This window comes from Alkalimonas mucilaginosa, assembly GCF_036327005.1.
Lineage (GTDB): Bacteria > Pseudomonadota > Gammaproteobacteria > Enterobacterales > Alteromonadaceae > Alkalimonas > Alkalimonas mucilaginosa.
The window spans coordinates 373,170-396,842 of record NZ_JAUGZK010000003.1 but is presented as its reverse complement, the minus strand read 5'-3'; the positions used below and the strand labels follow the sequence as shown (position 1 = coordinate 396,842).

General features: G+C 52.3%; 15 protein-coding genes. 10 read left to right on the top strand and 5 right to left on the bottom strand.

Annotated features, from left to right (window positions below):
* Positions 1-1,974, top strand: a complete 1,974-nt coding sequence (locus QWF21_RS06170; RefSeq protein WP_330087169.1) for an EAL domain-containing response regulator — start codon at positions 1-3, stop codon at positions 1,972-1,974.
* Between the two features lies 1 nt (position 1,975).
* A complete protein-coding gene (locus QWF21_RS06165; protein WP_330087168.1) occupies positions 1,976-3,127 on the top strand; it encodes an HDOD domain-containing protein in 1,152 nt (383 codons plus the stop codon).
* 51 nt (positions 3,128-3,178) lie between these two features.
* Here the strand turns inward: QWF21_RS06165 and QWF21_RS06160 are convergent, their stop codons facing one another.
* Entirely contained in the window at positions 3,179-7,288 is a 4,110-nt protein-coding gene (locus QWF21_RS06160) for an EAL domain-containing protein (RefSeq protein ID WP_330087167.1), read from the bottom strand.
* Positions 7,289-7,403: 115 nt separating this feature from the next.
* Complete coding sequence (locus QWF21_RS06155) at positions 7,404-7,949, bottom strand: DUF2058 domain-containing protein (protein ID WP_330087166.1); 546 nt, start codon at positions 7,947-7,949, stop codon at positions 7,404-7,406.
* A gap of 160 nt (positions 7,950-8,109) precedes the next feature.
* On the opposite strand from QWF21_RS06155, the gene QWF21_RS06150 reads away from it, so the two are divergent.
* Entirely contained in the window at positions 8,110-9,369 is a 1,260-nt protein-coding gene (locus tag QWF21_RS06150; protein WP_407935263.1) for a glycosyltransferase, read from the top strand.
* Between the two features lie 10 nt (positions 9,370-9,379).
* Here the strand turns inward: QWF21_RS06150 and QWF21_RS06145 are convergent, their stop codons facing one another.
* Entirely contained in the window at positions 9,380-10,312 is a 933-nt protein-coding gene (locus tag QWF21_RS06145; RefSeq protein WP_330087165.1) for a PfkB family carbohydrate kinase, read from the bottom strand.
* Between the two features lie 97 nt (positions 10,313-10,409).
* On the opposite strand from QWF21_RS06145, the gene QWF21_RS06140 reads away from it, so the two are divergent.
* On the top strand, positions 10,410-11,429 hold the full coding sequence (locus tag QWF21_RS06140; RefSeq protein ID WP_330087164.1) for a LacI family DNA-binding transcriptional regulator: 1,020 nt from the start codon (positions 10,410-10,412) through the stop codon (positions 11,427-11,429).
* A 32-nt stretch (positions 11,430-11,461) separates the two neighbouring features.
* On the opposite strand, the gene gtfA is transcribed toward QWF21_RS06140, so the two are convergent.
* Entirely contained in the window at positions 11,462-12,952 is a 1,491-nt protein-coding gene (gene gtfA / locus QWF21_RS06135) for a sucrose phosphorylase (RefSeq protein ID WP_330087163.1), read from the bottom strand.
* 173 nt (positions 12,953-13,125) lie between these two features.
* On the opposite strand from gtfA, the gene QWF21_RS06130 reads away from it, so the two are divergent.
* From QWF21_RS06130 to QWF21_RS06105, 6 genes are all read left to right on the top strand, one after another.
* Positions 13,126-14,397 carry an MFS transporter gene (locus QWF21_RS06130; RefSeq protein ID WP_407935262.1) on the top strand — a complete coding sequence of 424 codons (1,272 nt, stop codon included), beginning with the start codon at positions 13,126-13,128 and terminating at the stop codon, positions 14,395-14,397.
* 98 nt (positions 14,398-14,495) lie between these two features.
* Positions 14,496-16,901, top strand: coding sequence for a TonB-dependent siderophore receptor (locus QWF21_RS06125; RefSeq protein ID WP_330087162.1), 2,406 nt, complete (start codon positions 14,496-14,498; stop codon positions 16,899-16,901).
* Between the two features lie 148 nt (positions 16,902-17,049).
* On the top strand, positions 17,050-18,837 hold the full coding sequence (locus tag QWF21_RS06120) for a sensor histidine kinase (RefSeq protein ID WP_330087161.1): 1,788 nt from the start codon (positions 17,050-17,052) through the stop codon (positions 18,835-18,837).
* Position 18,838: 1 nt separating this feature from the next.
* A complete protein-coding gene (locus QWF21_RS06115; protein ID WP_330087160.1) occupies positions 18,839-20,221 on the top strand; it encodes a sigma-54-dependent transcriptional regulator in 1,383 nt (460 codons plus the stop codon).
* Positions 20,222-20,385: 164 nt separating this feature from the next.
* Positions 20,386-21,372: a porin gene (locus QWF21_RS06110; RefSeq protein WP_330087159.1), complete on the top strand. Its 987-nt coding sequence runs from the start codon at positions 20,386-20,388 to the stop codon at positions 21,370-21,372.
* Between the two features lie 9 nt (positions 21,373-21,381).
* The gene (locus tag QWF21_RS06105; RefSeq protein WP_330087158.1) at positions 21,382-22,818 is read left to right on the top strand and encodes an SLC13 family permease; all 1,437 of its coding nucleotides are present in this window, start codon (positions 21,382-21,384) and stop codon (positions 22,816-22,818) included.
* A 65-nt stretch (positions 22,819-22,883) separates the two neighbouring features.
* Here the strand turns inward: QWF21_RS06105 and QWF21_RS06100 are convergent, their stop codons facing one another.
* The gene (locus QWF21_RS06100; protein ID WP_330087157.1) at positions 22,884-23,585 is read right to left on the bottom strand and encodes a YebC/PmpR family DNA-binding transcriptional regulator; all 702 of its coding nucleotides are present in this window, start codon (positions 23,583-23,585) and stop codon (positions 22,884-22,886) included.
* Positions 23,586-23,673: the final 88 nt, after the last annotated feature.

Here is a 23,673-nt window from a genome sequence, read left to right as displayed (position 1 = left end):
ATGCAACAGGCAATTCTGCTGGTTGATGATGAACAAAGTGTGCTTAAAGCTCTAAAGCGTTTGTTTTGTCGCCATGGCTACCATGTTGTGACGGCAAGCAGTGGAAGCGAGGCTATTGAGCAGCTGACATTAGGTTTTTTCCCTGTGATCATCACTGATTTTAGAATGCCTGAAATGTCCGGCGCTGAGCTGTTGCGCGTTGTGCGGGCTCGTTGGCCCCAGACCATTAATTTGGTGCTAAGTGGCTATGCCGACTATAAATCTGTAGTGGAGCTGTTAAATGACGGCCTTGCATTTCGTTTCTTGGAAAAGCCTTGGGATGAGTCCGACATGCTGCAACAAGTCGAGGATGCTTACAACGCATTTTACCGGCAACAGCAAAAAAGTGAGCGCGATCAATTGCTGTTAGGCAGCCATGCAGCGCTTATTGAGTTGGATAAAACCGGTACCCTGCAACGAGCTAATGCGGCAGCTCAACTTTTACTGCCGGAGCTAGCTGGCGCAGGACAAGCATTGTCACTCTTGGTGAGCGGTTCTGAAGTGCAAGACTTGCTCCATTTTTGCCAGGGCAAGTTGGATGCGTTACTGGTCTGGGACCGTCAACAAGAGCCCATCTTGTTGGAGCGTTATTTGACGGATGATTTTGGACAGCTCGTTCAACTTTCACGTGAAGTTTCACTGGTTGGCGGGCCTGATTTTCCGCCTCAGGTTCAGCTTGCCTCAGAGGAAGAATTATCTGCTGTGCTGCAAAGCTGCCTGCAAGCGCACCGATGTTGTTCTGTTATCACGCTTGGTATCAGTCAATTTGACGTGCTAAATGATCTGTTGGGCTTTCGAACCACTGATCCGCTTGTTGTTAGCATTACCGAAGCATTGGTCCAAACACTCAAAGGCACAGAGAAGCTGTGTTACCTCAATAGTGATCGTTTCTTGCTGCTGTTGACGGATGTTGATAGTGAGCAGGGGGTATTGCAACGCTTGGAGCAGTTCTGTGAGGCGTTTCAGACAGCCATGTCCCGTCAGTATAAAATGGGGCAAATCAGGTTGTTTGGTGTTTATGGCATGGCGCCGGAAGACGGCCTATCTCTCAAAGAATTATTGAGTCCAATGCGCCTTTGCATGACGCATCAGGCGAAATCAGCCCGCCACTCGTTTTGCCGTTTCGATGAGCAATTGGTCAAGGACTACCGGCGAAATTTTGAAATCAGCAGAGCTTTGTTGCAACCGGAGTTGGAGCAGCAGCTTCAACTGAAGTTTCAGCCAAAAATGAATTGTGATGGCAAGGTTGTAGGGGCAGAAGCCTTGTTGCGCTGGTTTGAGCCGCAAAAGCATGGCTGGGTTTCACCTGCGGTTTTTGTTCCTATTGCTGAGCGGGATGGGCAAATTTTAGAGATTGGCCGTTGGGTGTTGAAAAACGTTTGTCAACAGCTTGCAGAGTGGCAACAAAGTGGTGCAGGGACTTTACCGATCGCTGTCAATGTGTCAGGCAGGCAGCTCAAAGAAGATAGTAGCCTGGTAAGCTTTGTGGCTGATTTGTTGAGGCAGTATCAGATAGATCCATCAATGCTCTGTTTTGAGCTTACTGAAACCTACCTGGTGCAGGATTTGCAAAATTGTCAGCTGCAAATGCAGTGCCTACGTGAGCTGGGTTGCAAAATTTACATTGATGATTTTGGCTGCGGCTATTCCTCCTTGTCTTACTTATCGAGGCTTCCGGCTGATGCAATCAAATTGGATAAAAGCCTGATTGATGACCTTGAAAGTTCACTTGCTGTACAAAGCATGGTACGCAACATTATTCGGATGTCGCACGATATTCAGCTGTTAGTCGTTGCAGAGGGCGTTGAGACCCATTTTGAGTTGGAGCTATTAAAAGAAATGGCGTGTGATCAATTTCAGGGTTTTTTACTGGCACAGCCGATGAAAGCAAAAGAGTTCATTCATTTCACGCAGCAGTGTGCGACAGGGGGCTAGTATGCACTCGATAACGGTTGTGATGCTGGATGACGATGCGTTTTTACTGAAAGCATTAAAGCGCACAATGCAGCGTTTGTGCCCTGGAGCTTGTATTGAAACCTTCAGTGAGCTAGAGCCTTTTTGGTGTTATCTGCGTGAACACCCCCATGTGGATTTGGTGATCAGCGATTACTTAATGCCGCACATGCATGGGTTGGATGTGCTTGAACGTTGCACCGAGGAAAACTCCTACCCGGTTCGTGCTTTGCTCACCGGAGACATGACCTTGGCAACTATGATGCGTCAGCCTAATGTAGTGCATGCGTATCTGGCTAAGCCTTTTAATGCACAGGATGTGCAATCCTTGTTTGAAGCAGTGGCAGACCTTAAGCGGTTGCCTTTTGCGCCTTCAGCGCGCACCGCTTTGGGGGCTATGACCAGCTTTCCGGTTTCAGGTGGTTTGCTGCGCAAGTTAAAAGTGTTGGTCGATGATGACAATAGTGATGCCCATGAAATCGCTGCCGTCGTTGCCAAAGACCCAGTGATCATGGCCAAAGTGTTGCAATTGGCCAACTCCGCTTACCTTGGTTTTCAGTGCCATACCTCATCGATCGATGCAGCTGTGTCCCGGCTAGGAACCAAAATGCTGATGGCTGTTGTCAGTTCAATGGCGATTTCTAAAAATTACCAAACGTCCGTGTCGGCTGAAAGCCATCAACGACAGCTCGACATTGCGTCAGATTATGCTTGTTGCGTGAAAGCCTTTGCCAAAGCGTGCGGTCTTAACCGCGATGCGCAAGAAGAGCTGTTTGCGACTGCATTGCTAAGCTTTATTGGCAAAATGATTTTATTGGCTGAAGGAAGTGATGAAAGCACCCTGCACAACGAGGCTATGTTGCAAGAATATGGTGCCGATTACCAACTGATCTCAGCCTATGTTATGCGTTTATGGGGCTATAAAGCGGAGCTCTGTGAATTGATCATGAAATGTCACGATGCAACGGCTGTGACAGAGCCGCACCTTAAGCCTCAACATCAGATTTTATTTATTGCTAAGCAGATTTTATTTCACAATCAAAAACCATTGGCGGTAAGAAATTACTGTGCGGATTTAAATATGACTCCTTCCATTTGTGAGGCAATTTTGGATTTTTCATGGAAAATGTCCTGAGCCATCCAAAGGCTACTTTTACTGTGCCAATTTGCTTGAGTAAATGGGTAATTAACTCCTTTGCTGCTCGGCGCGTAAAAACTGCTCCAGACGATCTTTTGGCAAAGGCGGTGAATACCAGTAGCCTTGGATCAGGTGACAGCCTTGCTGTTGCAGGTATTCCAACTGATACTGCGTTTCAACACCTTCGGCAATGCAAGGCAGCTGCATATTGCGCGCCAGGGCAATGATGGTGTTTAAAATGGCATTCTGGCTTCCTTGTTGCACACCAGATACGAAACTTCGATCAATTTTAATCAAATCAATCGGGAAATCTTTTAAGTAGGTCAGGGATGAGTAGCCTGTACCAAAATCGTCCAGATACAATGGTATACCCAACTGTTTTAACCGCTGCATATTGTCAATGGCCTGTCGTCGGTTCTTCATCAATGAAGACTCGGTAATTTCCAATCGTAACATCGCCGGATTGAGGGCTTGCTGCTGGATCAGGCTATCCAGCCGTTCAGCCAGTAACTCGGAACTGAGTTGACTGGCCGATAAATTAATGGACAGATACAAAGGAAAACCCATTTGATGCCAGCGCTGCAAATCATGCAGTGCTTTTTGTACCGAACCCCAGGTGAGTTCCCCCATCAAATCCAGCTCTTCAGCCATCGGAATAAATTGCTCCGGCGACACCATGCGCCCTTCATTATTCCACCGAAGGAGCAATTCAACACCGACAGTTTTTTGTTGTTTGCTGTCGACAATGGGCTGGTAATAATTCTGCAGTTGGTGATGTTGAATGGCTTGTTTTAGCTGATATTCCAGCTGCATTTTTGCTTTGATACGTTCTGGCATTGAGCTTTCGAAAATAGCGAAGTCCAGTTCACCATGTCGTTTGGCGAAGGCCATGGCGATATCAGAAAATTTGAGCAGCTCGTAACTGTCGGAGCTATGGTTTGGATAGCAGGCAATCCCAATAGAGCAACTGATGCGGACCAATTGCTGATCCAGCATCACTGGCTTGGCAATGAGACGATGTAAAGCTCCTGATTTATTTGCAATTTGTGCCTGCTCACTGGAGAGCATGATATAGACAAACTCGTCACTGCCCAGATGAGCCAGAATTTCGCCTGGTTGCAACTGGCTTTGCAAGCGAGCGGCAATGACCTGCAGCAACGTATTACCATGTTCATGCCCCATACTGTCATTGATGTGTTTAAAGCGATCCAGGTCAATAAATAACACGCTAAAGCCTGTTGCAGGGGCAATTTGCAGCAGCGTATCCATTTGTTGCAGCAGGTAACTGCGGTTTGGTAATTGCGTCAGGCTATCAAAGTGAATGAGTTGTTCCAGTTCTTGCTCGGTGAGCTTTTGTGCTGTGATGTTGGTGTAAATACCCGAGACATGCATAAGCTGTCCCTGATCCCGTTGAGTTACCCGGCCAATGTCCTTGAACCAGTGCCACTTGTGATCGGCATCACGTACCCGATAGACTTGTTGAAAATGATCATTCAGCCCTGCGCATAACTCTTTCCAAGCGTGCAGGTAATCGGCTTTATCGTCTGGGTGTATGTGTTCTGCATAGTGCTCGAAGGATGGTTCTGCGTCTGCTGACCATGCCAGCAGTTGTTGTCGTTGCGGATGTTGTAAGCTATTGGTGACAGCACTCCAGCTCCAGACATCGCTGTCGGCGATATCCAGTGCTAACTGCAATCGCTCTTTCGATTGCTGCAGTTCTTTGTTTTTCTGAATGAGCCGAAGTTTTTGTTTTTGCCGCCACTGGAACCAGAACAGCACTATTGCCACGAAACAAAGTAAATACAGTAGTCGTGCTTGCGGGCTATTCCATGGTGCATAAGCTACTTGCAATGAGAGTTGGGCTGGCTCACTGTTTTGTTCTGATGTCGGGTCAAAAGCTGTGACCGTCAGTAGGTAATTGCCTGGTAATAGCTGAGGTAACAGCAGGTATGGATCTTTACTGGTGAAGGTCGGGATCCTGCTGGGGCCGTCCAACTGAATACGGTAACTGATATCCGTTTGCTGGCGGTAGCTGAAAGTGGAAAAATGAATTTGCAGTCCATAGTCATCATGCTGCAAGGCAAGCGCATGCTGTTGTTGCGGATGTAATAATGCTGGCAGCTCTCTGGATAACAACGACAGGTGAGAAAAGCCCAGCCTGGGTTGGGGTGATTGCTGATCTGTCACATCTGTAGGATCAAACCAAACCAGCCCTTTGACACCACCATAAGCCAGCTTACCATCGGGCAGTTGGGTGCTGCTAAAACCATTAAATTCATGAAAGCCAAGCCCTTGCTGGCTGGTGAATTGACGGAAATGACCAAGCTCCGGATTAAAGCGCCACAAACCGGAATGGCTACTCATCCACAGCATACCAGCGGTATCCTGATGCAATTGATAGAGGATATTGGTAGGCATAGCTGCACTGCCAAATAGCGTCTGCTTTGTTTGATAGGTGTCTTTATCCAGCTCTACCAGGCCAAGTCCATGAAACAGGATCCAGATGCTGTCGCCCCGCACCAGAAACCCTTCCACATAAGCACTGCTTTGCTGGTGCCCTTTGGGCAGTTGATATAAAGGTTGCATCGTACCTGTGCTGGTATCGACAGACCAGATGGTAAAATTGTCATACAGCAGCATTTGCTGTTGTCGCAGCGGGTGTGCGCCAATCCAGTGGCTGGCCCAGTCGCCGACAAAGCCTTGCTCCAGCTCGTACAATCGACTGGCTTCAAACTCCGGACTGATTTGAAATAATCCAGCCTGGTTATGCACAAAGAGTACACCCTCTGGACTTAGCTGCATGCTGTATGGTTGGGCCGCCAACACTTGCTGTGTTTCGGCTGGTAGTGGTAGCAGTTGCCTCTTCTTGCGACTAAACAAAGCAATGCCATCTAGATGCATAAGCCAGAGTGCATCGGCATCGGGTAAGGCCTGCAGACTGTAAAAGCTTGATTCTGACTCTGTTGCTTTCTCATCCGGGTTAACAAGGTACCAGTCCAGTTTATTCGTTGTTAAATCCAGTCGATTCAAGCCATTCTGACTACCAATCCATAACGCATCAGTATCTGCATGCATGGCAAAAATAAACGGATGACTTAAGCTTTGCTGCTGCGCTGTATTAACAATACTACTAAAAACGGCATCAGCAGATTGCCAGTAATAGGCACCATCACCACGGGTAGCCAGCCAGAGGTTGTCATTTTTGTCGCGGATAAAATCGATGATGCTGTTGTCGTAATAGCCGTAGCGGGTACTACCAGGTTGAAAGAGTAACTGGTGTTCGAGGTTCAGTGGGTTCAGTGTTAGTAAGCCATGGTTTGTAGCAAGCAGTAATTGGTCATGCTCCGGTTGGATCCGCCAGATATTGTGTTCTGGTAACAGCACTTGTGCTGTAATTGCATGGCGCAGCTCAGTTGGCGGCAGTTTGGAAAAACTCTTTGTGGCAATGGCATAGAGCCCTTGAACTGTTCCAAGGTACAGTTGCTGGTTGTGATAAGCCAAAGCTTTGCTATCCAACTGATCACGCTCGGCTTCTGGCAGATAATCGAGTTGCCAACTATGGCTCAGCTCCCGATCGTGCAACCAGAGCCCCTGACTGGTGGCTACTACCAGATAGTGCTCAAACGCCAACAGATCCCTTATGTAATGACGATGAATATCGACACTGGGCAGGGTAAAATGAATATGGGGGTGACCATCCTGTAAGGAAAAAACCCGGCTCGAGTCGGCATAGAGTGGCCGGCCATTCTTGTCCTGGCGGATCAGATAGACTACTTCCGCACTGTAATCGGTGAGATCACTGTCGGGTTGTTGCAGCAATGTACTATGGTTTGTACTCAAATCCAACGCAACCAAACCAAGAGCGGTGGCAAGATGCACCTGCTGATTGCTTAGCCAGTGCATATCGTAAATCACGGTGTTAGCAGGTAAATGCTCAGTGAGCACGGACCTGCTTTGATAGCCATCGAAACGATCCAGACCGCCATCGGTCGCCAACCACAATTGGTGATGTGCATCGAGATGCAGGCGGTTAACATGCCCCTGGCTCAGGCCATTATCCGGTGAAAGGCGAAACACATGATGCATCTCTGCAGCCAAACAAAGTGGTAAAAGCAGCAGCAATGTCAGAGTCAAACTACGACCTGCGGATCGGCTCATTCAGTGTCCAACCAGTAACCCAAAGTTATCTTTATTTGTTGCTTAACTCTGGGCCAAAAAAATAGCAATAGCAAGTAGGCTATTCCAATGATAACTCTTCGAGCCGTAACTGCAACTACCACATTAAATCATCCGGAATAGGGAAGTCCTTGTACGGATCATCTTCATCCGGTTGCTGCTGGCTTTCATCCGCCAGATAAATTAATGATTCGGCAAAGCGCTCCGCCACTTTCTCCGCCACATGACGCGGCACCACGTAGTAGTCTTCATCGTAAGCGCAAATGGCCAGTTTGGCCGAGCTTAAGTGCTGTTGCACTCTGTCGCTGACAAACAAAAATTTGATTTTGTTGGTGCGCGGATCGGTAAAGTTAAAGCGAATATCGCCATCCACCGGCTGTTTGTTGTGCTGCAGCATTTGCAGGGCTTGCGCCCGCATGGCTTTGGCATCTTGTTCGGCTTTGCGTTGGCGGTTTAGCTCACGATCGCGCTCGGCTGCTTCTACCCGCTGCTGATCCAGCCGTGCCTGCTGCTCGGCATTGGGTTTGGCTTTTCCTTTAGGATCTTGCTTGCGTTCCAAATGTTTCTCGCGTTTAAGCTGCTTTACTTTTTTTTCATTGACCAGGCCTGCGCCCAATAATTGTTCTGCCAGAGACTTTGCCATGCTATTTCTCGTATGCCACCATCGGATGCTATGCATTGTACGATGTTCAACTTGGCATCTCAACGACAGTGACAGCTGCAGCTGCATTGCTTTCGCCTTTAGGTATCATCCTGGGGTACACTGCGCCATCATACCGAGACCCCAGGTGAAATCGCAGCGAATGAAAGTGCCTTTATTGATCATTATTGGCTATGTCTGGCCAGAGCCTAACTCCTCGGCAGCCGGCAGCCGGATGCTGAGTTTAATTCGGATGTACCGGCAGCAGGGCTGGCAGGTGATCTTTGCCAGTGCGGCGGAAAAAAGCCCGCATCGGGTTGATTTAAGCCGCTGGCAGGTGACCGAACACAGCATAGCGCTCAATGATCAGAGTTTTGATGACTGGGTAGCGCAAATGCAGCCAACAGCGGTGCTGTTCGACCGCTTTATGCTGGAAGAGCAATTCGGCTGGCGGGTTGAGCAGGCGTGCCCAGAAGCGATGCGTATTCTGGATATGGAAGACCTGCATGCGCTGCGCGATGCCAGGCAAGCAGCCTTTAAAGCCGGGCAGGGCGATGTGTTAAAGCTTGCTCCTAACCAGTTAAATACTGAACTGGCAAAGCGCGAAGTGGCAGCCATTTACCGCTGCGATCTGACTCTGGTGATTTCCGAGGCCGAGCAGAAGCTATTGACGCAGCATTACCAGTTGCCAGCCGAGCTGCTGTGCTATTGCCCGTTTTTTGCCGAAGCGCCAAATCGCAGCAGTCCGGCTTTTTCTGATAGGCAGCACTTTATTGCCATCGGCAATTTTCGCCATGCGCCCAACTGGCAGTCGGTGCTGTGGCTACGCACGCTATGGCCGGCCATCCGGGCCCGATTGCCCGGCGCTGAGCTGCATATCTACGGCGCGTACCCGCCGCCCAAAGCAACGGCCTTGCATCAGCCCAAAGTTGGCTTTCACATCAAAGGCTGGGCCGAGGATGCGGCGCTGGTGATGCAGCAGGCCCGGGTTTGTCTGGCACCTCTGGCTTTTGGCGCTGGTTTAAAAGGCAAGCTGCTTGATGCGATGCAACAAGGCACCCCCAGCGTCACCACCCCGATAGGGGCTGAGGGCATGCACGGCGATTTGCCCTGGCCCGGCAGCATTGCCAATGATGAGGCTGCGCTGGTAGATGCTGCGGTAGCGCTGTATCAAAATGAAGACCTGTGGCAGCAGGCACAGCAGCAAGGCTTTGTTTGCTTAAAGCAGCGTTTTGATGCGACCACAGAGCAAGCGCGGGTCTGGGCAGAGCTGGAGCAGCGGCGAGAGCAGCTTACCAAGTTTCGCGAGCGCAACTTTACCGGCCAGATGCTGCGTCATCATGCCCATCGCAGCACCAAGTTTATGGGGCAGTGGATTGAAGCCAAAACGCGCTTGCAGCAGTTATCAAGCAAAAAACCTTAGAGCCAAATGATTAAGGCTGACTCAGTGCCTGATCCAACGCAGCTTGCGTTGGCGGTTGGCAACCGGCCTGGCGGATATTCAGGCTGGCCGCCAGCATGGCATGGTGCAGGCACTGGCTAAGGGCTGCCTCACTGATGTCTGTGGCGTCCGGCAATTGCAAACGCAGCAAAGCCGCCAGCAAATTGGCCCAGAAGGTATCGCCTGCGCCCACCGCATCGACAAAAGGCTCGGCCTTGATCACCTCCTGATGCAGTTGATGCTGCTGCCAGTACAGGCTGGCGCCATGCTCGCCTTTGGTCAGGGCCAACAGTGCGCTAGGGGCCAGTTGTTGCAGGCGCTGAATCGCCTCATCGCCACTGAGTTCTGGCCACAGCAGTTGCAGATCCTCATCACTGGCTTTGATGTAATGGCTTTTGCTGATGACTTTCAGCAGCAGCTCCCGGTACAAATTGGCATCAGACACCGCCGATAGCCGAACATTGATATCAATCGCCAGCCGAATGCCCTGACGTCTGGCATAAGCCATCACGGCCAGAATACGGCTGGCATCTTCGGGCTCAAATGCCAGCGAGCCCAGGTGCAGCAGGCGGCAGTCGGCGGGCAGGGCGGCTATTTGTTGCTCTGAGGTGACAGCGCGATCGGCCACCCCCTGGCGGTATAGGCTGTAAGCTGGCTGTTGGTGCTGATCAAAACTGATCAGTGCCAGCGAGCTGGGTTGCCGGCTAAAAAAAGACAGGCCATACTGGGCACCTTGCTGCTGCAAGTAGTGCAGAAATTGCTGGCCAAAACGATCGTCGGAGAACGGGCTTAAGTAGCGCACGTCAATGCCCTGACGAGCCGCAGCTATGGCGACATTAAAGGGCGAGCCGCCAAGCGCCGGCCGGTACAGGCCATCGGTGGTGGGCAGCAGATCAACAACATGTTCTCCGATCACGGCAAGCATAACAGGCTCCGGCAGTATTTTTCGGTAAATCCAAGCAATTGGCCGTGAAATCATATATCTTAATGCATTAAGTTGCCAGTAAAAGCGAACTGGAAAGATGAGTAAACCAACCTTAAAAAGTGTCGCCAAAGCCCTGGGGGTATCCACTGCCACCATCTCCAATGCCTTTAACCGGCCGGATCAATTGTCGGTGGCGCTGCGAGAGAAAATTTTAAGCTCTTGCGCCGAACTTGGCTACGATGGCCCCAACAAAGCAGCGCAATCGCTGCGCAAGGGCAGCTCCGGCATCGTCGCAGTGATTTTATCGGATTCGCTGGAGTACATGGTCAGCGATCCGGTGGCCAGCCAGTTTTTACAGGGCGTGGCCCGCGAGCTGGAGCGTCAGAGCAAACACCTGCTGCTGTATTCGGGCAGTGCCGACAATCTGGATAGCATCACCGATTTTGTCGATGGTTTTATCTGCTACGGCGCGCCGCGCAACCTCAAGTTGATTGAACAGTTAAAACGTTGCCCGAAACGGGTGCTGACGGTCGATTTTGATTTACCGGGCCGACCCTCGGTCAATATTGATAATGAGCAGGCGGCTTACGACAGCGCCATGGCGGTATTAAAACCGGGCGATAAAGTCGCGGTGTTAGGACTACGTCTGATAGACGCAGCCGATAGCCGGACAGTGGGCACGGCGCCGCTGTGGGACAATCAAAGCTCGGTGTCGCATCGCCGGCTGGATGGTTATCAGCGTGCCATGCAGCAGCTTGGGCTGACTCTGTCGAACGAGCTGCTGTGGCATTTGCCCGAGAGCAATCAGGCCTGCGCTGAAACCGCCGCCAAAGCGGTGCTAAGCCAGTCACCAGCGCCAACGGTGCTGTTGTGCATGAGCGATCTGATTGCACTCAGTGCCATGCGGGTGGCGCTGGCGCTTGGCCTGCGGATTCCCGAACAGCTGCGGGTGGTGGGCTTTGATGGTATTGAAGAGACGCTGCGCTATCATCCAACCCTGAGCTCGGTCTGGCAATTCAGCGATCAAAAAGGCGAGGCCGCGGCCCGTGCTTTTCAAAGCGGCCAGGACGACAACCAGCTGCTGTCTTATGAGCTTAGGCTCGGTGAAAGCAGCTAAGCCGTGCGCTTAGCTGCAACTTACTGCTGCCCTTAGTCCGCCAACAAACTGCTGAGTGGACATTGTTGCTGCACCTCACCGCTGTGCTGCCAGACCAGTTCAGCCGATAGATCAGCAAGCCGGATCCGTAAACTGGCGCTATGGCCCTGATGCTGCCAGTTGAGCTGGTACTGTCCATCGCTAAGCTGTTGGCTAAAGTCGCCATCAAAGGCCTGCAGACTGCGGCGCAGTTTGATTAAAGCACACAGCGCTTTCACCACCGGTTTTTGCAGCGCCTGGCGTACTTTTTCCGGCGTAAAGTATGGCCGGTTGATGTCGCGGCCGACCTGGGTGCGCTTTAGTAACTCGACATCATTCTCGGCCGCCAGCAGGCCGCCGTAATAGATCTGGCTGATACCCGGGCAAAACAGCTGAATGGCCCGGGCCAGCAGATAATGCTCGTCGTGCTGCGCCAGCGCATCGTAGAAGCTGCAGTTCACCTGATACAAATCGACGTTATTGGCGGCATTGCCGGTGGCCAGTTTGGAGCTGCCGCCGCTGTTGTGGTGAATTTGTTCCACCAGTGCATCCAGCTCTGGATCGGTCAATAAGCCAGGCTGGCCCTGATGATCGGCGGCATCGACAATGCCGATGCCATCGTGGGTATCCAGCACCGTGATGCAGTTGCGCGGGGCGATATCCAGCCAGTGTTTCAGCGCCCTGGCATCGCGACTGAACAGGGTATGCAGCACCAGCGGCGGTAGCGCGAAGTCGTACACCCAATCGCAGCGCTTGGCAATGTCGATTTGGGTTTGATGGTAACCGTGGATCTCGACCAGGCACTGCATGCCCAGCGCTTTGGCTTTGCTGCTAAGGCCGGCAATAAACTCAAAGGTTTCCGGCAACATAAAGCAGCTGGTGCCGGCTTTTTTAATGGCGTAGCCGGCCGCATCCAGCCGGATCAACTTGACGCCATTTTCGGTAAAACGCTGCAAAATCGCATCCAGATAGGCCTGGCCGGGCTCGGATTGCACATCAATGTCAATCTGGTTGGCGGTAAAGGTGGTCCAGAAGGGCAGGCTGCGGCCATCGGCAAGTGCCAGCTCGGTAAAGCAGCTGGTTGGCCTTGGCCGGTAAATGGCAGTCAGATCAGCAGGGTTCGGCGCTTGGCCAAACACCTTGTCGCGGGTCAGAAACAGCGGCCAGTAAGGCGAGGCTTCCCCTTTGGCCAGCACATCCTGAAACTGCGCCGATTGCGCTGAGACATGGTTAACAATCATATCCGCCATCACCGGGTAATCGCTGGCAAGGCTGGCGATGTTTTGCCAGTTGCCAAGCCGGCTGTCGACGGCGGTGTGATCGGTTGGGTCAAAACCGGCGTCTTCGCCATCAATCGGCGTGTAAAAAGGCAGCAGATGCACCCCATCGAATAAGCCGCTTAGCTCCTGCTGCAGCAGCTGATGCAGCTCTGAGACACCGCCGCCGCTTAAGCGGTCAACGTAGGTGATTAACTGAATTTGATTGCTGCCCGGCTGATTGTTCATTGTCATTACCCTGAAAAAAAATTTGCATCTTAAACGATTAAGATATAGCTTTATGGGAATGCTTCAGTTTGTCAATAGCCGGACAACAATAAAATGCAGCGGTGATTTAGCTTCAGGCAAACCACCGACTGCCATCCGGCCAGCTGCAAGCAGAAAAGACAGGGAACCATTTGATGAATACAAAAAGCCATGCCAACAGCACGGCCAAAAGCTCGACCCAGCTAAATCCTGGGCTTGCTGCTGGCGTGACTACTGAAAGCATTCAGCGCCAGGTGCGCTGGATGACCTACCTGATGTTTTTCGTCTTTGCCATGACCACCGATGCGGTGGGGGTGATTATTCCCCAGGTGATGGCCGATTATCAGCTCTCGATGTTTCAGGCCAGCGCCTTTCACTATGTACCGATGGTAGCGATAGGCCTGGCCGGGCTATTGCTGGGCCGTCTGGCCGATAAACTGGGCCGGAAAAAGCTAATTATTGCCGGCTTGCTGCTGTATTCGCTGTCTTGCTACGCCTTTATCGCCGGCGACAGCGCGCTGTTTTTTATTCTGCTGATGGGCCTCTGCGGTCTGGCGATTGGGATCTTTAAAACGGCGGCACTGGCCCTGATTGGGGATATCAGCCGCGACAGTCACGGCCATACCCGCACCATGAATACGGTAGAAGGTTTTTTTGCGCTCGGAGCCATCGCCGGCCCGGCACTGGTGACCTTGATGATTGCTGCCTCCATTCACTGGAAGCAGTTGTATCTGCTGGCGGGCTTGCTGTGCACGGTGCTGGTGATTATTGCCGCCCGCATGCCGTATCCGCCGTATCAGGCCTCGGCGGAGCAGGTGTCGCTGCGTCAATCAATGCGGCTGCTCAAAGATCGCTACGCCATGGGCTTTTCACTGGCTATAGCGCTTTATGTCAGCTGCGAAGTGGCCATTTTTGTCTGGTTGCCAACCCTGCTGGCCGATTACAGCGGCCGCTTTGCGCTCTTGGCGCTGCATGCCGTCACCATCTTCTTTATTTTACGCGCGCTGGGCCGCTTTTTAGCCAGCCTGATTTTGCGCCATTTTTGCTGGAGCAGTGTGATGGCGGTGTTCACGGCGCTGATTTTCTTATGCTTTGCGCTTAGCATGCTGCTTGGCCGCGACTGGGCGCTGTGGCTGATGCCGCTGTCCGGGCTTTTTATGTCGATGATTTACCCCACGTTGAACTCCAAGGGCATCAGCTGTTTTCCACGGCAGCAGCATGGCGCCGTGGCGGGACTTATTCTGGCCTTTACCGCGCTGGCGGCTGCGGTAGCTCCAGCCCTGATGGCGCTGCTGGGCGATCTGGCCGGCGATGTGGTGGCTGGCTTTTACCTGGCTACTTTTTTTGCGGCTTTATTGGCGGCACTGATGTTGTACAACTGGCTGGCGCAACCGGCCAAAGCGCAGCTGGAGAAGATGTCATCCTGACATTTTTTCCAGACTATTTTTTGCAAGCAAATCTTAAACGATTAAGTCGTATTCCTTTAAAAATTAAAACACAGTACGATCAACACGGGAGACAAGCGATGAGACACAATCTGACAACCCCTTCACAACTGGCGCTGGCCATCAGTCTGGCACTCGGTAGCTCGTTGGCACTGGCCGAGCCGGACGAGAGCGACGCCAGCGAGAGCACCGGCCTTGGTTTTGAGCGCATCGTGGTGACCGGTGCGGTAGCGCGTAACCAGACGGTGATGCAATCCAGCGTTTCGGTCAGCACCTTAACCACTGAAGACATTCAAGTATCGGCGCCGCGCAGTACCGCCGAGATTTTCCGCATGCTGCCGGGCGTGCGCAGCGAGTCCACCGGCGGTGATGGCAATGCCAATATCGCGGTACGGGGCTTGCCGGTCGCGGCCGGTGGCGCCAAGTTTTTAACCTTGCAGGAAGATGGTTTGCCGGTGATGCAGTTTGGCGATATTGCCTTTGGTAATGCCGATATCTTTCTGCGGGCCGATTCGACCATATCGCGGCTCGATGTCATTCGTGGTGGCTCGGCCAGCACCGCTGCCAGCAATTCACCAGGCGGTATTATCAACTTTGTCAGTAAAACCGGGCTGGAAGAGGGCGGCAGTGTTGCCTTTACCACGGGGCTGAATTACGACAGCTTTCGCACCGACTTTGAATACGGTGGCGATATCAACAACGATACCCGCTTTCACATAGGTGGCTTTGTCCGTCAGGGTGAAGGGGTACGTAACCCGGGTTATCAGGGTGAGAAAGGCTATCAACTCAAGGCCAACCTGACCAAAGAATTTGATACCGGTTATGTCCGCTTGTATGCCAAGCATTTAAACGATAGGGTTGCCAGCTACATGCCGATGCCGATGTTTGCCGATGGCAGCTCGGTGCCGGGCTTTGATGCGCGCAAAGACACCCTGCAGTCGGTCTATCTGACGCAAACGGTACGCTTGAATGGCGACAACCAAATCTCCCGTGGCGATCTTCGTAATGGCATGAACCCGGAAGTAAACAGCTTTGGATTCGAAGCCATCTTTGATCTGGACGATCACTGGACGCTGGAAAACCGTTTTCGTATTAATTCTGTTAGCGGGAATTTTATTACCTTGTTCCCGGCCGAAGTGGATAGCGCCCAAAGCATTGCCAACAGCATCGCCGGTGATGATGCGGTGGTGCGATACGCGGTCGGGCCAAATGCCGGTGAGCGCTTCACGGCAGAAAATGCCATGCGCATTCACACCTTTGATGTGGAGCTGAATGACTTTGGCTCCATCGTCAATGATCTGAAGCTGTCGCGCCGCTTTGGCGAAGTGGATGTCACCTTTGGCTACTACCTGGCCGATCAAAGCATTCGGATGTCCTGGCTGTCGAACTCTTACCTGATGGCACTCAAAGGCGACAATGCCGAGCTGCTGGATGTGTATGCGGCCGATGGCACTGCCTTTTCCGAGCAGGGCTTGCTGGCTTACGGTGTGCCGTACTGGGACAACTGCTGTCAGCGCAACTACGATACCGATTACAGCATCAAAGCACCGTACCTGACGGCCAGTTGGGCCATGGGCGATCTGTCGCTGGATGCCAGTGTCCGTCGTGATACCGGTAAAGCGCGGGGCAGCTACGCCGGCGCCGTGCAAAGCAGCCGCGATATGAATGGCGATGGCATCATCAGCCAGGTCGAGCAAAGTGTCTCGGCCATTGATCTGGCCAATCCCAGCCTGGTCAATTACAGCTGGGGCTACAACTCTTATTCCGTTGGTGCTAACTACCAGCTGGACAACGACTGGGCTGTGTTTGGCCGAATCAGTAAAGGTGGCCGCGCCAATGCTGACCGTTTGTTGTTTGGCAAAGTCAATGCCGATGGCAGCGTGGCCAGAGAAGACGCCATTGACGAAGTTAAACAGTATGAGCTTGGCAGCAAAAGCCGCCATGGCAATCTGAACTTGTTTGCCACCTTGTTCTTTGCCGAAACAGAAGAGCAAAACTTTGAAGCCACCACTCAGCTGTTTTTTGACCGGGTATACAAAGCCAAAGGCATTGAACTGGAAAGCAGCTACCGCATCGGTGATTTTGACCTGCGCGGCTCCGTTACCTGGACCGATGCCGAGATCACCCGCGATGCGCTGAACCCGGATGTGGTGGGCAATACGCCACGGCGCCAGGCGGATTTTATTTACAGCCTGATTGGCCGCTACATCTTTGATCAGGGGCAGCTTGGCCTGAGCCTGATTGGTACCACGGCCGCCTACGCTCAGGATAACAATGATCTGAAGTTCAGTGGTTATACTCAGGTCAATGCCTTTGCCAGTTATGATCTGGCGACCAACCTGACACTGTCGCTGAACATCAACAACCTGTTCGATACCATCGGCATTACCGAAGCCGAGCAGGGCAGTGTGCCAGCCAATGGCATTATCACGGCTCGCACCATCAATGGCCGTACTGCCTCCTTGGGGCTGCGTTATCAGTTCTAACGAATGGCGTGAATTAGGGCACTGTCATACAGGGATGTATGACAGTGCTTTTTTATGCGGATAAGCACCGGCAAAACTCCTTTACTCCAGTGAAGTAAGGGTGCGATCATAGCAATCCGTCAACTCATCACAGGTATGCCTTACCAGAATGCTTGCATCGTATCGTCGCTTTGCTGCCATAGCTCTTGCGTTTGTGGCACTTTTTTGCAGCAGCTACTGGCTAAGCTTTCAGCAGTTGCTGCAGCTCTCGCAGCAAACGGCTATGCAGCAGGGCACAGAGTTTAACCAGTATCTGGATCAGCAGTTGGACCGCTTCAGTCAGCTTACCGGGGCGCTGGTGCGCAGGCCAGAGCTTCTGCCTGTGTTGCAGGCACCCGATGACACCGTCAAACAGCAGCAGCTCAGTCAATTGCTGGCTGATTTTAATCTGGCCAGCGGCAGTGCTTCCATCTACCTGATGGACTTATCGGGTGTCGTTTTGGCCAGCAGCAATTATCATGAAGCCGTGAGCTTTATGCATTACAACTTTGGCTTTAGGCCTTATTTCACAGAAACGGTTCGAACGGGCGAAAGTTATGTGGACTATGGCCTGGGCTGGATCTCGAATGAGCGCGGCATTTACTTTGCCAGCCTGGTTCTGGCCGGTGACAAACCGCTGGGGGTCCTTACCGTCAAATTAAACATTGATCGGGTGGAGCAGGCGTATCAGGCCATTGCCGGTCAAAGTCCCTTGCTGTTTATGCTGGTGGATGATGAAGACAGTGTGATTGGCAGCAATCATGCGCCCTGGCGTCTCAGTCAGTTGGGGGATAAAGCGCTTACCTTACCCCGTCATCCTGGGGTGGTTTTACCAGCCTTGCATGTACGGCAACGCGACATGCTGTGGAAACTGTTGGTTGAGCCAGATAGTGCCGATCCGATGCCACGTGAATTTGCTGTCGCGGTAAAGCAAAACCAGCGCTTGCCCTGGCAATTGCTGATGTTGCAGGCTGCGCAGCCACTGCGGGTGCAGGCATTGCAGTTAGCAGCCAGCTTGAGTCTGTTGCTTGGCATGCTGGTGCTACTGGGAGGCTATTGGCGTAACCGGCGTCAGCAGCTTCGACAAAAAGAGCGGATTTTCGCGCAACTGGAGCAAGCCGTCACCGAGCGTACTGAATCCTTAACGTTGAGCAACCAACAACTGCAGTATGAAATAACGCAGCGCTATGAAGCCGAAGCTGAGTTGAAGCAGGCCCAGCAGCAATTGCTGCAGGCCGCCAAGCTGGCGACCATTGGTCAGCTCAGTGCTTCGATCAATCACGAAATCAATCAACCTCTGACCGCGATGCACAGCTATCTGCAAAATACCAGATTGCTGCTGCAAAAAGGCAGAGTGGATGAGTTGTCTGTCAATCTTGATAAATTATCGCAATTGCTGCTGCGGCTTAATCACATCGTCAAGCAGTTTAAAAGCTTTAGCCGCAAAGCAGCCAACAACCCTGAGTCTGTGCCACTGCATCAGGTGGTGCACAATGCTCTGGGTATCGTGCAGCCTGCACTGAAACAGCAACAGGTACAGGTTCGGTTGAAAGAGAACCATGTTGCCAGAGTGCGGTTAGACCCACTGCAACTGGAGCAAGTGCTGGTCAACCTGATTGGTAATGCCGCTCAGGCGATGGAGCAGACGCCGCAGCCTGAACTGGTGATCCAGTTGGATGCGACCGAAGCACAGGTGCAGGTATCCATTCAGGATAAAGGGCCAGGCATCCAACCCCATGATATGGTGCATTTGTTCGAACCCTTTTTTACCACCAAGCAAGGCTCAGGGCTTGGTCTTGGCCTGTCTATTTCCCGTCAGATTGTGGAAAGCTATGGTGGTACTTTGTCGATTGACAATCATCCGGATGGCGGCGCTATTGTTATTTTGAGCTTACCGCGCGATCCGTCGGAGACATAACATGACAACACAGTGCGACATCTGGTTGCTGGACGATGACAGCAGTATTTTGGATGCGCTCAGTCAGGGCCTGAGGCTGGAGGGCTGGAGTTGCCGAACCTTTAGCGATCCGCTTGCCTTACTGCAGGCGCTGCCGGCTGATTTTGCCGGCGTGGTAGTGACCGATCTGAATATGCCAACGCTGGACGGTTTATCGGTGGTGCAACAGTTGCAGGCAAAGGATGTAGATTTGCCGGTGATCGTGCTGACCGGCTATGGTGATATCAGCGTTGCGGTCCAGGCCATGCAACTGGGTGCATACAGCTTTATTGAAAAACCGGTCAATCATTCGGAGCTGCAAAAAATTCTGATGCAGGCGGCAGAGAAACGACTGCTGTGCCTGGAAAACCGCCGCCTGACAGCGCAGTTGCAGGGCAGTCGTCGCGGCCGGGTGCAACTGATCGGCGATAGCCCGGCCATGGAGCAAATGCGCAGCCTGCTGGATTTGGTGCTGGACACGCCAGCGGATGTGCTGATAGCAGGGGAAACCGGCAGTGGCAAAGAAATGGTTGCCCGTTATCTGCACGATAATTCCAGCCGCAGCGACCATAACTTTGTTGCTATCAATTGTGGTGCTATCCCGGAGCAATTGATTGAAAGCGAGCTCTTTGGCAGTGAAGAAGGAGCCTACACCGGCGCCAGTAAAAAGCGGCAGGGCAAGTTTGAGTTTGCCAATGGTGGTACTTTGTTTCTGGATGAAATTGAAAGCACGCCGCTCGCTGTGCAGATCCGCTTATTGCGGGTGCTGGAAGAGCGGAAAGTCACCCCTTTGGGCAGCAATCAGAGCATACCGCTGAATATCCGGGTGGTCGCGGCCACCAAGACCAATCTGGAGCAGCTGAGTGAGCGCGGCGAGTTCCGGCTTGATTTGTATTACCGGTTGAATCTGGTGCAAATTGCCATTCCGGCGCTGCGACAGCGCAAGCAGGATATTCCTTTATTGTTCAAACACTTTGCTATGCTGGCTGCGGCCCGCTACCACAAGCCCATGCTGCCATTAAACCAGCAACAACTGGATAGCCTGCTCAGCCATAACTGGCCGGGCAATGTGCGGGAATTACGCAACCTGGCCGAGCGTTATGTGCTACTTGGTGCCGAGGCGGCCTTTATGCAGCAGGGGTTGCCACTACCCGATACCACCAGCAGTGCCATGGGTTTGGCCGAGCGGGTGGCGTTTTTTGAACAGATGCTGATTGAAGAGGCGCTTAGTGCCACCAAAGGCAGTATCAAGGAAACCATGCAGGCGCTGAATCTTCCGCGTAAAACCCTGTACGATAAAATGCGGAAATACGGCATTTTGCGCAGTCAGTTTAAAGACGATGACCGCATGGACGGCATGGATTAAATTGGGTGGAAATCCACCCATTGATTGGTTTTTTGTGGGTGGCTGACCGCCGAAGCTATAGTCTTTTTGTTTTTAAGTTGCTGATTTTTATATTATTTTATTGTTGGTCACCTTCTTGCTATGTCCTCCTCGCTAAAACTATAACAATCCTAGACGAGGTGACTATGCAACAGGTGAACCGTGCCGCCATGGCAGCGGCAGTTTTTCTTACCCCACTACTTAGTATGACGGCGCCGGCCAAGGCCAGCGGCGTGACTTTGCCTGCTCCGGCAGTAACGCTGTATGGCAAGGCAGAAGTGCAACTGGCCTATACCGATAAAGGGCTGATGCGCTATACCCGGGAAGGCACACAGCTTGATATGCCATTTAGTCGCTTTGGGCTCAGGGGGGAGCAAGTACTGAATGAGCACCTTACTGCCTTCTTTACCTACGAGGTGGATGTGCGCGGCTTTGATCAAGCCGATACTCAGACTCCGTTTTCAGCGCGCAATACCTTTATTGGTATCAAAGGCCAGTTTGGTCAGTTGATAGCTGGTCGAAACGACACCCGGTTAAAAACCAGCGAGGGAGGTTTTGATCTCTATAACGAAACCAGTGGTGATATTGCGCAGATTTTGCCGGGTCAGGATCGGCTGGGCGATAGCCTGACTTATTTATCCCCCAGTTTTGGCAACTGGAGCCTATCAGCCACCTATGTATTGGGCCAGGACAACGAGCTGCAAGCCGGTAAAGATGGTGTGGCCATTAGTATTGGCTATGGTGATCGTAGCCTGAGCACAGTGCCTTACTATCTGACATTGACCCGGGCACAGAGCCTGAATGGCCTGGATGCTACCCGGCTGATGTGGCAACAGCAGTTTTCCGGGCTGGTACTTGGGATTTTGTTGCAACACAGTGAAGAAAGCGATGGCGAGCGCAGCGGAACCGGGGGCTATCTAAGCGCCGAGTACCGGTTTGACCATTGGCGACCTAAGGTGCAGCTTGGCCGTGATACTACCCGTTTGCGTCAGGCGACGGCTGCCAACCATTACACGGCTGGGATCGATTACGTCTTTAACCGCCAGAGCAAGGCCTATCTGTATGTCACCCGGCTGGAGCTGACCGACAGCGCTGATACCTCGCTTGCCCTTGGCTTGCAATACCGTTTCTAGGAGCAGGTCATGACCCCAATCACAAAAACGCCTGTGCTAGGCCTCCTGTTAGGCCCATTGTGCATGTTGCTGGTGCTGTTGTTACCAGCCCCCTTTGGTATGAATCAGGACAGCTGGTTCGTTACTGGCTTAACTTTCTGGATGGCCTCCTGGTGGATCAGTGAAGCAGTCCCCATTCCTGTGACCTCCTTTTTGCCACTGGTGGTGGCTCCATTACTGGGTTTAAATAGCTTAAGCGCAGTTGCCCAGCCGTACGCGCATCCGCTGATTTTCCTGTTTCTGGGCGGCTTTATTATTTCCATTGCGATGGAACGTTGGTCACTGCACAAACGCATTGCCTTGCACACCATGCTGTGGGTAGGCAGCAAACCCAGCCAGCAAATCGGCGGCATGATGCTGGTGACGGCTTTTTTATCGATGTGGATGTCCAACACGGCAACCACGGTGATGATGCTGCCGATTGCGCTGTCTATTTTGCAATTGCTAAAGCAAGATCAGCCGGATAGCTCCCTGGCCAAGCCCATGCTGCTGGCCATTGCTTATGCTGCGTCGGTAGGTGGCCTGGCAACCTTGATAGGGACACCGCCAAATGCGTTGATGGCAGCCTTTTTGTCAGACAATTACCAACTGACCATTGGTTTTGCCGAGTGGATGTTACTGGGCTTGCCATTAAGTGCGGTACTGCTGGCCTTGACCTGGCTCTGGTTAACCCGGGTAATGTACAAGGTGGATCAGCAGGCCGCTGTCGATACCAAAAGCCTGTTTCGTCAACAGCTCAGTGAGCTAGGAACCATGCAACGTGGTGAAAAGGCGGTGTTGCTGATCTTTGTGATCACAGCTGTTTGCTGGATCAGTCGTCCTTTGCTGGTGAAGCTGACCGGCTTGCCATTGGATGATTCCATTATTGCTATGGCAGCGGCTTTGCTGATTTTGGTGCTGCCGCTGGATCGGAAAAACACCCGGATCCTGACCTGGGATGAAACCAGCAAGTTGCCCTGGGGGATTTTGATGTTGTTTGGCGGTGGGCTTAGCCTGGCGGCTTTGATTAGCAAAAGCGGCCTGGCTGGCTTTATTGCCGATCAAGTGATTTTGCTGGGAGATATGCCACTCTGGGTGATGGTTTTGGTGGTTACGCTGGTGATTGTATTTTTAACCGAAGTTACCAGCAATACCGCGACGGCGGCTGGTTTCTTACCGCTACTCGCGCCGGTGGCAATGGCCATGTCAGGCTCGCCCTTGACGCTGGTGATCCCGGCAGCTATTGCTGCCAGTTGTGCCTTTATGATGCCGGTAGCCACGCCGCCTAATGCCATTGTGTTTTCATCGGGGCAGCTGAAAATCAGCGACATGATGCGGGCTGGTTTTGTGTTGAATCTGCTTGCTGTGATGGTGGTCAGTTTTGCCATCCTGCTGCTGTTCCAAACTTCGTTGTTTGGCATCGGCTAACGCAGCTGTTTGGTTGAAGTACGCCGGCAGCTAAGTGCTGCTGGCGTGAAGTCATGGATGAATGCTTAACCAGCTAAACCCGCGTAGACATTTTGCACATCGTCATCGTTGTCGATGGCATCCAAAAAAGCTTCCACCTCGGCCAGTGCATCGCCGCTTAATTCAACCGGATTGTTGGCGCGGTACACCAGTTTGGCGGATTGGACTTCGTAGCCAAATTCCGGCAGGGCTTTGCTGACGGCATCCAAATCGGTCGGTTCGGTTAAAAACACCACGTCATTGCCTTCACCGGCTTCAAAATCCTGCGCACCGGCTTCAATGGCTGCCAGCTCCAGATCAGCATCGTCGCTGCTGGGGGTGGCTTCAATTTGCCCAAGATGCTTAAAGTCCCAGGATACAGCGCCTGAGGTAGCCAACTGGCCTTTACGAAACAGCAAGCGCATGCTCTGGGCCGAGCGGTTTTTATTGTCGGTTAAGCACTCCACGATGACCGGCACCTGATGCGGTGCAAAGCCTTCGTAGGTAACCGACTCGTAGTTAACCGGGCCATCCAGCAAGCCGGCACCTTTTTTGATGGCGCGCTCCAAGGTGTCTTTTGGCATGGAGGCCTTCTTGGCGGCATCAATGGCCGAGCGCAGCTTGCTGTTCATATCCGGATCGGCGCCGTTGCGTGCTGCTACCATAATTTCTTTGGCCAGCTTGGTAAAAATACGTCCTTTGGATGCAGCTGCATCCATTTTGTGTTTGGTTTTCCACTGCGCGCCCATAAATAGTCCTGTACGAAAGCTAAAAAAGTGGCTTAGTCTAGCCAAAGCAACCCTGTTCGCGCAAGTCAGACGCTCATCCAATCATGCA